Origin of the sequence: Almyronema sp. (genome assembly GCF_052168255.1) — a bacterium.
GTDB lineage: Bacteria > Cyanobacteriota > Cyanobacteriia > Phormidesmidales > Phormidesmidaceae > Sphaerothrix > Sphaerothrix epifaneia.
Map to the genome: position 1 here is coordinate 112,513 of NZ_JBQLZL010000074.1, position 12,624 is coordinate 125,136.

A 12,624-nucleotide genomic window follows, 5' to 3' on the forward strand; every position below is an offset into this window, starting at 1 on the left:
GCTGATTTAGCCCAAAATTTTGCGTAAATTCACCTGAGGCAGTCTGAAAACTGAGACTAACGCGCCCAGACCGTTAAATTCCATACTGAAAAGAACAAAAAAGCAGAAATAAGAGCGCTCAAACTCCACCTAACCGCGTTCTTTTGCAGATTGCGCCACTGATTCAGTTCAGCTTCGTCGCGCTGAGCCTGAATTTGTTGCTTAGCCAAATCAATTTCGGCTAGAACCTGTTCTTCTAACGTTTGATTATCACTCACTTCAACGGTGCTGTTTTGGGTAGCTAAAGCGGCGGCGAGAGCATTCATTTCTTGGCTAGTGGCACTGTTTACTCTGGTTTTAAGCTGCTCTAGTTGGTTGATTTGTTGCCGATATTCAAAGTTGACTTCGGCTGAAGTTTGAGTTTTGAGCTTGATGCTAGCGCTAACACTGAGAGGAATTAAGCTGAGAAACAATAAACCCACTATCAGCGTTGACCAAGATAAACCTCGTAAAAGCGGCTTTTCCCATTTTTTTCTTAGGCTCATTTCTCCAAAGAAAATTAAAACTAGGGCAATCAACGCCAAAGGCATTCTTTCCACTAGATTGGCAACCATACTCAGTTCCCAATCAGGATCCATAAAGTAAGCGGGAATAAAAGTGTCTGCTAGCTGAAGCGCAAAAATAAAAAGCAGTCCATAGCCCGACGAACGAACTAAAGCAAAGGTTTTACGAGAGTCATGCGTTCTGGAATTTGTGTTAACCATGTGAGCTTGCAGAATAAAGGGTTATATCAGTTGAAAAACTTGAGCTATGTCGGCCAAGCCAGCTAAATTGTTTAAAAATCTACATATAGCTAAAGCCAGAATCAAAGATTTCCTGTCGGCAACTTGCAGCCATTTGAGTGTCTTAGAGAGAGTTTGCAAAGCCAATAGTTGTGATTTTAGATACTTATTGATCTCTCCTAGCCCTACTTGAAAAGGATATTGGCTCGTAAGTCTCCCTTTTTAATAGGGATTTTGAAGGATCTAAACCGTTTTGCGAGGCAGTAGATATCTTGTTAAACATTCTCTTAACTTTGCTGGCGATCGCTATATCTTCAATTCCATTGATGCATTACCTTGTTTGTAAACGCGAAAATTTAGGTTGCCACTGTCCATACCAGTCAAACCAAACGTTTTCTAAAATTGCGTATCTCTCTTGAACAGAATCTGACTTATCGGTTAGAGATATAACCACCCAGAGGCAGCGAAAGTCACGAATATTTTCTGAAGTAAACATCCACCTTAAAAGGCGTGGACTCCAGATATCGTAGCGATATCGATTGGCTCTAAATTGGGGTAAGGTAACGGTACTTTCACCTTTGGGGTTAATGCAGCTAACTAAGTAATCTTTAGTTTGATGGCTAAACAACAGGTAATAGCCGATCGCTGCTTGATATCGTTCTGTTCTGAGATGGGGGGCAACAGCTTCAGCCGGAATTGTTGTATTCTCATTGAGAAAGCCAATAACATTGCCGCTGGTATCAAATAGATAATACATCTCGATAGTAAGCGATCGCTCAGCTTGCTCATATTCATAGACATAGCCATTAATTAAACGATTTTGTGAACCAGAATTTTTAGCTGAGTGAGGTTGAATCGCGTCGCTACTTAAAAACTCAAAGTTGTTTAGAGAAATTTCTGTAGGAAAAGGCAGCGGTTTAAGCTTTGCTTGGGGTGCTACGGGATTTTTTGAAGTCAACAGAAGCTTGCTGAGTACGCCCAAAACACTCAGAAAGGTTATAAACAAAAGAAAACTTCTTAGCGATCGCCAGTGCTTCATTATTGTTGCTGAATAAAAAGACTGACCTCATTCAGGCTGAAGGGTGAAAAAGCAAAACAAGCCCAGCAGAGTAATGGCAACGGCTGAAAAAATGACAGAACCCTCTCCGGTATGCCAATACTCAAAGGCTGTTTGGTTTGAGGAAGCTGCCAGAACGGCCATAATGCTAACCCGAATGGCATTGACCAAAAACCCAAAGAGTACAGCCGTTACGGGTAAACAAACTTTTTGCCACCACCGGGTTGAATACATGACCAAAAAAATAACGCTAGTACCCGCTAGCTGCATGATTAAGTTGTAGCCAGCACAACCTGGATTAACTTCTACGCTGCCAGTAGGCAGTACTACATAAACACCCTGGCGATAAACATCAAAACCTGAATACCACAAAAAGACGGTAGCTGCCTGAGCCGTGCTTTTAGAAATATCCAGTAGCTGAGAGAGCAAACCGCTATGGGGAATGAGAAAAACTAAAATAAGTAGCTCTCGCCAGTATTGCTTTAGCCCTTGCCAACCCGAAGCGATTAACCCTACCGCCAAGACCAGCAAAAAAGGGAACAATCTCAAGAAAAAATCTGCGGTTCCTAAAGCCTGACTTTTGACTAAAATCAAAAGAACTAACAACAACCCAGCAACGGTGCTAGGCCCATCACTTCTCAACTGCAACTGCTCGTGCTTTTGCCAAATTAAGTAGGCAATGGCTGACCAGTACAGCAGGCTGGTACTGAATAACTCACTTTGGGATAATCGCTCCGTCATGGTCAGATGAATGGCAATCAGACCTGCCGTAATTCCCAACAGCCACAGTTTGTCGTTGAAAAGTTTTTGAGATAAAGGTTGAGCCGCCATCAGGTTGAGTCGGGGTTTCAAAGTTTGACAGTTGCGTGCCAGACGGTTTGAGGGTACGCGATCGCGCGCACCCTTTAGCAGCTAGCGTTAGCTGTTATTTGGGTCAAAAGCAGGCAGTTTTAATTAAGCTTTAGCCGCTTTACGTTTTGCCGCTTTTCGCTTTTGATTGAGCAGTGCGCCAAACCCCAACGCAATACCTGACCCCACTGTCGTAATTGGCTCCGGCACGGCACCGTTGACAAAACTTTCACTGCCTCCATTGCTAAACCCTTGTGCATGAAGCCCCACCCGTAAAGTACCTCGCTGCAAATCGGTGACGACAGCGTTAAAAGAATCGTTGAATCCCGGCAAAACGTTAAAGACAATGCCAACAAATTCTGAAGGCGAACTGTCTGTTATATCAGGATCGTTGTTGACCCCCTTAGGCTGTACTGGGCTGGTCGCTCCAACACTGGAGGTCGTTTTAAAGTCAATGGTATTTCCCGCTGGCATGTTGGCATTACCGGGATAGTTGGTTGAGAAGTTAACCCCGGCAGAGTTAACAATTTGAGCAACCGATCCTAAAGTTTTAAACCCCGTATCTTCAAAGTAAATACGGGTGATGGACGAAGCGGCTGGCCCGATATTAAAAAACTTGAACATTACCTGAGTAGGGCTATGTTCAGTTAGTTTGACTTGAAATTGATTGCTGCCTGCTTCACAATTGCTCGCGTTATTATTGCTGACGCAGCCAAAACCAAAAGCCGGAATAGACCGAGTCGTTGAGGTTGCTTGCGCCGGAGCAGCACTAACAACAGACCCCATCAAGCCTGTTGCCAGCGCCAGTGATGACAGTAAAACCGTTTTTTGCCAAAACCTTTGAACCATTGTCAACAAATTCCTTTCACGAAAGAACGAGAGGAGAGTGCGATCGCGTTTGCCTGCCGACATCCGTTCTAGACTCGGTGGAGGCGCTCAGCCGCACAGAGGCGATGCCTAGTTCTGAACCGAGAAACTCCGTTCGGTTAGGCGTAGTCGTGCTTCTACTGAGTAGGCGGTGTTTTTAAGAACACTGACTAGCCGTAGTGAGGCGTTGGTAGCAGAGATTTTACGGATAAAAGCTCAGAGCTTTGCTAGTAGGCGATTGAACTTAACCGAAAACCGCAAGTTCTGAGACGGCTTCTCCGTATGTCACTGAGGTATAGATGCTGAATCCTATACTCGCATTTGATAAAAAGGGTTGAAAGATTCGTTCTGGTGAGTTTATACAAGCTTCAAATCGGGTTTCTGCTTTGAGGAGTTTTGTGAAGGGCGGACGGTAAAGACGGGCTTGGGAGTCTTCACCTGAGGGAAAGCAGTAGCTCAATTTGAGGAGCTACTTCAATGGCTGAAAGCCACTGATAGAAAAACTTTCCGGCTGTCTGTCTTTAGCTATAAAACGGGATGCTGCTTCTAAGTGTTAGCCTGAAAAGAGTGACTAAGCTTAGAGGCTGTCTGAAAAGCCAATGACTGTGATTTAAGGCATTCATTGATCCCTCCTAGCCCCCCTTGAAAAGGGGAATCGGCTCGAAAGTTCTTTTTAAGGAGAATTTAGGGGGATCTAAACCGTTTTGCGACGCAGCAGATATCTTTTCAAACATCCGCTTAAGTTTTGTTTTTAACCGCCCTCAACAGCCCAAATTGTGTCTACTGCTGACTTTGCCAGTGAACGCCTGTTATTTACGCCAACCAAGCCGACGGCTGACGCTGTTTCTGTAGTATTTGCTTTTCCCAATGCCTACAGTGTGGGAATTACCAGCTTGGGCTACCAAATTGTTTGGGCAACGCTAGCCCAGCGTCCTGATCTGCAGGTAAGTCGTCTGTTTACCGATGCGCATGAATCTTTGCCGACCCAGCCAGAGCTAGTTGGGTTTTCGGTGTCGTGGGAACTTGATTACGTCAACATTTTGGCGCTGCTAGAACAATTGCAGGTACCCCTTTATGCGGCTGAGCGGCAGGCTCATCATCCGCTCATTTTTGGCGGTGGCCCGGTGCTGACAGCCAACCCAGAACCTTTTGCCGACTTCTTCGACGTTATTTTGCTCGGCGATGGCGAAACGTTGCTAGATGAGTTTATCGAAACTTACCAGCGGGTGCGCACAAGCGATCGCCAAACCCAGCTAATTCAATTGGCTCAGGTTCCCGGTGTTTATGTGCCGAGCCTTTATCAGGTTAGCTACGTAGCGTCTGATGGCCCTGTAGCGGCTATTTATCCCCTAGCTGCGGTACCTGATCAGGTGCAAAAGCAAACCTATCGCGGCAATGTCCTTTCTGCTTCGACGGTGGTTACCGAAAAAGCCGCTTGGGAAAATATTTACATGGTTGAGGTGGTGCGAAGCTGCCCGGAAATGTGCCGTTTTTGTTTGGCCAGCTATCTGACGCTACCCTTTCGAACCGCTAGCCTGGATGGATCGCTGATTCCAGCCATTGAGCGGGGGCTAAAGGTGACCCGACGGCTAGGGCTATTGGGTGCCTCTGTGACACAACATCCAGAGTTTGAAGTGCTTTTAGACTATCTAAACCAGCCTGAATATGAAGATGTGCGTTTGAGCATTGCCTCTGTACGCACTAGCACAGTAACGCCAAAGCTGGCTGAAACGCTGGTACGGCATGACACGCGATCGATCACAATCGCCGTTGAAAGTGGTTCAGAGCGACTGCGGCAGATTATTAACAAAAAGTTGCACAATGACGAAATTGTGACAGCGGCTATCAATGCCAAGGCGGGCGGACTCAAGGCGTTGAAGCTCTACGGAATGGTGGGCTTGCCCGGTGAAGAAGCTGCCGATCTGGAACACACCGTCGCCATGATGAAAACAATCAAAAAAGCAGCTTCAGGTCTAAGGCTGACGTTGGGCTGTAGTACGTTTGTGCCCAAGGCTCATACGCCTTTTCAGTGGTTTGGGGTAGATCCAGCCGCCGAAAAGCGTCTGAAACTGCTACAAAAACAACTGCGATCGCAAGGGATAGATTTTCGCCCGGAAAGCTATAGCTGGTCGGTGATTCAAACTTTAATTTCGCGGGGCGATCGCCGCTTGTCTAAGTTGCTGATGCTGGTGCGTCACTATGGCGAATCGTTGGGAAGCTATCGCCGTGCCTTTAAAGAACTGCGGGGTCAACTCCCGCCGCTAGAATTTTATGTTTACCAAGACTGGCAGCCTCAGCAGGTTTTACCCTGGGAGCATATTCAAGGGCCTTTGCCTAAGGTAACCCTTTTAAAGCACCTAAGCGCCGCAACGGCTCATTTCCCGGCAGCCCATCAAGGGCGATCGCCTTTAACGACCGTTGTATGATCACCCGGCTGGTAAAGGTAGCCCACACCGAGATACTGCGCCATCTTATGTAAAATGGCGTTGCGGCGAAAAGGCTTACTAACAAAGTCATCGCAGCCTGCAGCAATAATTTTGGCGCGATCTTCAGCGAAGGCGCTGGCTGTGAGAGCCAAAATAAACACCGGGGCGAGCGGTTTGGTAACGGTAGGTGAGGAGATTTCAACCGCCAACGAGGCTGTAGTCGAGAGCGGCTGATCAAGGGCACACAGGCTCAGTCGCTGCTGCTCGTTCAGGCGAATTTGCCGCGTCGCTTCATAGCCGTTCATGACGGGCATTTGCATATCCATCCAAATTAAGTGAGGAACCCAGCTTTGAGAAAGCTGCACCGCCTCTTGGCCGTTAACCGCCTCGCGCACCTCAAACCCGAGCGAACTCAACATTTTTACCATCAAAAGCCGACTAACCTTGTCGTCTTCTGCCACCAAAATGCGATAGGTGGCTTGCCCTGGAATGAGGCCAATCACCTTACGAGTGGTTGGGCTTGCCGAGGGGCTAGGGGCTGCTACCGGGCTGACGGGGAGGCTAATTTGAAACGAAGTTCCCTTGCCTAAGTCGCTCTCAACCGTGATTTCGCCGCCCATCAGCTTGACAAATTCGCGGCTAATGGGCAAGCCCAAACCAGTCCCTTCTTGAGACTGCCATCCGCGTTTGCCCTGAGCAAAGGCATCAAATAAGCCATCTAGCTCTGTCTGCGCAATACCGGGGCCAGTATCTTCAACCTCAATTAGTAAGGTATAACTAGACGCCCCGTTTAAGCAGGTCTGTGAACCAGTGGCTGGTTGATCCGGGTGAATGCTGGCGTGAAGGTGAATGCCCCCCGTGTCTGTAAACTTGATGGCGTTCCCCAAGAGGTTAATTAAAACTTGACGGAGTTTGCCTTCGTCAGTGCGAATCCACTCTGGTAAATCGGCTGCTTGGTTAAAGGTGAGCTGTAAGCCTTTAGATTTGGCTTTCAACTGCAGCATCTCCTGCAAGCTTTGCAGCAAGCGATGCAGATTAAAGTCAGTTTGGTGCAGCTTTAGCTGACCTGACTCAATGCGAGACATTTCTAGCACATCATTAATTAGGGCAAGCAAATGCTCACCACTGCGATTAATAATTTCTACAGAGTGTTGGTGGTCGGCGCTGAGATCACTATCGCGGCTCATTTCTTGGGTGTACCCCAAAATGGCATTGAGTGGTGTGCGCAGTTCGTGACTCATTTTGGAGAGAAATTCACTTTTGGCTTGGCTAGCTGCTTCTGCCGCTTCTTTGGCTTGCTGAAGGGCGGCTTGGGTCAGCTTAGCGGGCGTGATATCACGAATGCCCAAAACGCGGGCTGGTTCTCCTTGGTAGTTGATGTCTTGAGCGATGACCTCTGCCCAGAAAAGGCTACCGTCTTTTTTCAACCCTCTTGCTTCAGTGGGGGGATGTTGTCCGGGCGATCGCAACCGTTCGTAGAGCAAACTATGGCTTTCTGGAGCTGTCAATTTTTCCAGATGCATCCCTTTGAGTTCTTCGACCGGGTAACCAAAGAGCGTCTCTGCCGCTCGATTTGCATCCACAACAATGCCCTGTCGATGCAGCACGACTGCTTCAGAAGTGATTTCAAAAAAACAACGCAGCCGTTCTTTGCTCAGCCGTAGCGCCTGCTCAATTTGGCGATGCGTTTGCAATAGCTGTTCGCGTTCTTGAATCTCCTGTTGCAACCGTTCGTTTTTCTGCTGTAGCTCTCGTCTAAGAAACAACAACGACAGTTGGTTTTCAATGCGAGCGAGAACTTCTTCTTGCTGAAAGGGCTTGGTAATATAGTCAACAGCGCCTAGTTTGAGTCCTTTGACTTTGTCGGCAGACTCAGCTAAAGCCGTCATAAAAATAATTGGAATGTCTTGAGTTTGTGGTGAAGCCTTGAGCCGGCAGCACGTCTCAAAGCCGTTGAGTCCCGGCATCATCACATCCAACAAAATTAGATCGGGAGAAACCTTTTGCAGTTGATAAATGGCTTTTTCTCCCGATTTGGCAATTAAAACCTCAAAGCCAGCCTCAATTAAAAACTCAGATAAAACCCTGATATTAGTAGGTTTATCATCAACAATTAAAATTTGTGCTTTTTTAGTCGTTTTCATAGCTTGCTAGCGAGGCTAGTGATAGGCTTTCTCAATTACCTTCATCAAGCGGTTGATTGTTAATATAGGGGGTTATGCGTTGCAGCACTAGCTCATACTCTAGCGCTTCAGTTAATTCTAAAATCTCATTTATGAAGGTTTCATATTGAGGATCGAGCTGTTTCAACCGCAAAGCTTCCTGCTTAATACCTTCAATGTGGCCAATTTCGGCAGCTTCATATAGGGCAATGAGTTCGGCGGCGGGTGGAACCTGCAAAATTGCTGAGGGGGCAGGCTGAGGGATCTGGGGTGGGGCAGGCGAAGCGGCTTGATAAATCCAGGTGAGGTGAAGATAGCGCTGTAATTTTTCAAATAGCTCATCGGTCTGAATTGGTTTTGGTAAAAAATCGTGACAGCCTGCAGCCTGACTCTTTTGGCGATTAAATTCAAAGACGCTGGCGGATGAGGCAATCAGGACGGTGTTTTGTAGCGCTGGTAGTTGTCTGAGCTTTCGTGCCAGTTTGAAGCCGTCAATTTCGGGCATGAGTAAGTCTGTAATGATTAAGTCAGGCAAACAACGAATAGCTGTTTCTAAGCCTTCCTTACCGTTGGTGGCTTCAAAGACTTCAAAGCCAAGGGGGGTTAAAAGGTGCGTAATCACCCCCCGATTTTCGCGGCGATCGTCTACGACCAGAACTTTTAAGCGCTTTCCCTGGTAGCCAATGATGGCTGGCTGGGCAGGTGTTGCTGGGTTGGCTAAGCTGAACCATTCAGTGGATTGCTGTAGCGCTAATTCAAACTCAAATAGGCTCCCTTGACCCAGAACGCTTTTGACCTTGAGTTGACTGCCCATCAGGGTGGCTAGCCGCTGGCTGATTGCAAGTCCTAGACCAGTCCCTTCTTGCTTGCGATCGCGATCGCCCGCTTGCTCAAAGGGTAAAAAGATTTTGGCGAGTTCTTCTGGGGCAATGCCAATGCCGGTATCTTCTACCTGGAAGCGCAGCGTTGCCATAGAGGACTGATCGGCAGCAGGTAATGAGGCCGACGCCTGAGCCGAAGGGGGGCGAGTAGGGGCAGAATCAACCACCCCAACTCGAAACGTGACGCCTCCTGTGTGAGTAAATTTGATCGCATTGCCCAGTAAGTTAATTAAAATCTGACGTAGCCGCTTTTCATCGGCAAAAACGGCTGCGGGTAAAGGGCTAAGCACCTGATAGCTAAAATCAATTTCTTTTTGCTCAGCTTTAATCCGACAAATCTCAGCCACTCCTCTGAGAAACTCAGGCAGAGGAAAGTCGTGGGGCGAGAGTTCAATTTTTCCAGCTTCAATTTTAGAAATATCTAAAATATCGTTAATGAGCGTCAGCAGGTGAGAGCCGCACTGTTGCACAATGGCTAAGCCATCACGCTGTTTAGCGGTGGCTTTGGCATCGCGCTGCAAAATTTGGGTGTAGCCCAAAATGCCGTTGAGGGGCGTGCGTAGTTCGTGGCTGATGTTGGCTAAAAACTCGCTTTTGGCCTGGTTGGCCGCGTCAGCAGCTTCTTTGGCCGTTTGTAGCTCAGCCGTTCTTTCTATGACGCGGCTTTCTAAAGCGACGTTGGTTTGCTCAAGGGCGCTGAACGAGTTTCGCAACTGCGCCGCCATTTGTCTAAAAGCTTGGGCTAAATCCTGAAGTTCATGAATTCTGCTAGTGGCGGCTTCAGGAGCCAGTGTAGGGATGGCTGCTAGGGGTAAATTACCGTGGGCGATCGCTTGGCTGGCTTCCCGCAGCTGTAAAATTGGGCGGGCAATCCAACGTGCGGTCAAAACGCCTAACCCTGCTGCTATGACCAGTGAACCCAGGCAAAGCCAAATAGTGGTACGCGTATTTTGATGAATCTGAGCCATAAAGTCAGACTCAGGTACCGCCACAACCACAAGCCAGTCTAGGCCAAAATCATCTTGCCAGGGTGCTACCTGCACAAACTGGCGTTTGCCGTCCAATTCAAACTGAAGCTGATGAGCTGTCTGGATTTGGTCAAAATCTTGAAACTGATCTTTGAGGTAGTGAGCCGAGGCGCTAATCAACAAATCTTGGCTATCTAAAGCACTGCGCCGCTCTGCTCTGCCTTCAACTAAAATGTAGGGCTGGTCACCACTAGAGCTGGCAATCAACAAACCGTTGGGTTCAAGAATAAAAACCTTCGCGGCTGGGCTTAGCTGAATGCTGCTCAAAAAATCGCTAATGCTGGAGAGGATATGATCAGTGCCAATAACGCCGATAAATTCGCCTGCTTCGGTGTAGAGCGGCGCATTGAAAGAAACTGAAATTACCTCTGGCTCATCTTCCCAAACAAAAGGCTCGCTCCAGTTGGCTTGCTGCAGGTCAACGGTCTTTTCGTACCACACTTCTGAGCGAAAGTCGTAGGCTTCTTGAACTTCAATATCGGTTCGATTTCCTTGCTCATCTGTGTTGTAGGTGACAATGTCGTCGCTCACGGCTGGGTCAATTTCATCTACCATGATGTTGCCCAAGTCATCCCAAATGCCCGCCCCGGCAAAAGCGCCCGTTTCTAGCCCATACCCTACGTAGCTGACGTCAAAGATCTGGATCTGCTGCCAAAAGTGATAGCTAGCGGCCTGCGTATCGTTGAGGTTTAGCCAACCGCGGGCGATCGCGTCTAAGTTGACCTGTGTCATCTGCACGGGGATCTCTAAGTAGCTGTTTAGATGCTGATCCACCCGCGCTCCTACTTCAGCTTCAAGCTGGGCTGCTAAATCTTCAACTGCTTTTTGCCCGTTACGGAGGGAAAAATAGCCTGTTAACCCTACGGCTGCGAAAATCTGCAACCAGAAGGGAATGATTAAGACAACCTGTAGGGGGAGTTGCTTAGCGGGTCTGAAGACGTGACGCGGCATCGTTCTGCCCCATAGACGTTCAACCAAGTATCCTAACCTCAGCCCCAAGTTCAGATACTTGATAGTCGCCAGCCCGTCTCTATGGCCGACGAGCCAGCGGATCTCAGTCTTAAACTTAAAGGAGCGTCGTTGCTTCCAGAGTGCCCACTGACGCCGCTTCACTAAAGCAGGGGCTGCTGTTTGAGTGCTTGGTTTTTGTGGCTGAAGCCGCAGCCAAAATGCTGTGTCTGGGGCTTTGATCGCTGTAGCCAGCAGCGTTAAGACCCTTCAATGGCTGCTGGCTATGACAGAAAAGCTTTCCTTCTTGTATGTTGAGAGAGTAGTGCTAGACGGTCCCTTCTGCCTTTAGCGATGCCTTAGTAGCTACGGCTATACCTTTAAGATTTTTGGGCAGAGGTTTCAGCTTTAACGCTGCCTTCATACCACTGCATTAGCGGTGTAGCGCTAATGCCATGTAGCACAATTGAAACCGTAACCACGATATAGATAATCCAGGCTATGCGCTCGGCAACTGGCCCCGCAACCCCTTGCCCTAAGGCATAGGTGAGGTAGTAAATTGAGCCGATGCCGCGAATACCGAACCAGCCAAACAGCCAGCGGGTAGCTTGGGGTAAGCGGCAACCTAAAAAGCTTAGCCAGGTACCGAGGGGACGAATGACCATTAGCAAGGCCAGCGTGATTATCAGCCCGTCATAGCCATATTGGGCAATAGAGCTAAACTGCAATAAAGATCCCAGCAGCAAAATGGTGGCAATTTCTAGGAGTTTTTCAATTTGTTCGGTAAAGACAAGCTGAGCCAGCCGTTTGTCAGGGTCGCAATGGGCGTTTCTGCGAATCGTTACGCCCGCCACAAAAACCGCCAAAAAGCCATAACCATTGACCAATTCGGTTAGGGAGTAGGTTAGCAGAATGGCACTTAAGGCTAACAAATCTTCCATCAGGTCATCTGCCGGACGACGCTTTTGCAGCTTTTCGTCCACCCAGGCGATCGCTTTGGCTACCCAAATTCCCATGCCAATGCCAGCCGCGATCGCCCAGACTAAATCAATCCAAACCCATTGGGCAAACCAGGTTTGCCAGTCTCCTTTGGTCATCCAATACACGCCAAAGTAAACAAAAGGGAAGGCTAAGGAATCGTTGAGACCCCCTTCTGAGGTTAAGCCAAAGCGCAGTTCGTCGCGATCGCTAGGATGATCTAACTGCACTTCAGAAGCCAGTACCGGATCGGTTGGAGCCAAACAAGCGCCTAACAAAATAGCCGCTCCCCAATCCAACCCCAACAGCCAATGCCCCACCAAAGCCACTGCCAAAATTGAGAGCGGCATCAAAAAGCCAATCAGCCGCACGGTAGTCGCCCAAACCCAGGGTTTTAGAGGGCGATTCATTTTCAGGCCGCAGCCAAAGACAGAGACAATTACTACAAACTCAGTGAGTCGCTCCATGAGTTCTGCGTTGGGGCGCAGATCAATCCACTGCACCCCTTGCGGCCCCAAGCCAATCCCTACAATTAGATAAATGAGCGCGTAAGAAAACGGCAAACGGGCAATCCAGCCCGATCCTAGCGTTACCACCAGCAAAAGCAGCCCCAAAATCAGCAAAAGAGCGATATAAGTCACGTCAGGTAAAGCTGCACAGGGCAGGC

8 protein-coding genes are annotated in these 12,624 nt (G+C 48.3%); 1 reads left to right on the forward strand and 7 read right to left on the reverse strand.

The genetic code is table 11. From position 1 onward, the window contains the following. Positions 1-56: 56 nt before the first annotated feature. From hpsJ-A to ACTS3T_RS16930, 4 genes are all read right to left on the reverse strand, one after another. A complete protein-coding gene (gene hpsJ-A, locus ACTS3T_RS16915; RefSeq protein ID WP_377964755.1) occupies positions 57-743 on the reverse strand; it encodes an HpsJ-like protein, cyanoexosortase A-associated in 687 nt (228 codons plus the stop codon). A gap of 349 nt (positions 744-1,092) precedes the next feature. Next, positions 1,093-1,719, reverse strand: coding sequence for a cyanoexosortase A system-associated protein (locus tag ACTS3T_RS16920; RefSeq protein ID WP_377964753.1), 627 nt, complete (start codon positions 1,717-1,719; stop codon positions 1,093-1,095). Between the two features lie 108 nt (positions 1,720-1,827). Then, the gene (crtA, locus tag ACTS3T_RS16925) at positions 1,828-2,670 is read right to left on the reverse strand and encodes a cyanoexosortase A (protein WP_377964751.1); all 843 of its coding nucleotides are present in this window, start codon (positions 2,668-2,670) and stop codon (positions 1,828-1,830) included. A 102-nt stretch (positions 2,671-2,772) separates the two neighbouring features. After that, positions 2,773-3,516, reverse strand: a complete 744-nt coding sequence (locus tag ACTS3T_RS16930) for a PEP-CTERM sorting domain-containing protein (protein ID WP_377964749.1) — start codon at positions 3,514-3,516, stop codon at positions 2,773-2,775. A gap of 794 nt (positions 3,517-4,310) precedes the next feature. Between ACTS3T_RS16930 and ACTS3T_RS16935 the strand changes: the two genes are divergently transcribed. Then, a complete protein-coding gene (locus tag ACTS3T_RS16935) occupies positions 4,311-5,960 on the forward strand; it encodes a B12-binding domain-containing radical SAM protein (protein ID WP_377964747.1) in 1,650 nt (549 codons plus the stop codon). On the opposite strand, the gene ACTS3T_RS16940 is transcribed toward ACTS3T_RS16935, so the two are convergent. From ACTS3T_RS16940 to ACTS3T_RS16950, 3 genes are all read right to left on the reverse strand, one after another. Beyond that, positions 5,927-8,104 (reverse strand): response regulator, encoded by a 2,178-nt coding sequence (locus ACTS3T_RS16940; protein WP_377964745.1) that lies wholly within the window; start codon positions 8,102-8,104, stop codon positions 5,927-5,929. The two genes, ACTS3T_RS16935 and ACTS3T_RS16940, sit on opposite strands and share 34 nt — an antisense overlap. Before the next feature lie 31 nt (positions 8,105-8,135). Continuing rightward, the gene (locus tag ACTS3T_RS16945) at positions 8,136-10,982 is read right to left on the reverse strand and encodes a hybrid sensor histidine kinase/response regulator (RefSeq protein WP_377964743.1); all 2,847 of its coding nucleotides are present in this window, start codon (positions 10,980-10,982) and stop codon (positions 8,136-8,138) included. 377 nt (positions 10,983-11,359) lie between these two features. After that, on the reverse strand, positions 11,360-12,598 hold the full coding sequence (locus tag ACTS3T_RS16950) for a cation:proton antiporter (RefSeq protein ID WP_377964741.1): 1,239 nt from the start codon (positions 12,596-12,598) through the stop codon (positions 11,360-11,362). Positions 12,599-12,624 lie beyond the last annotated feature (26 nt).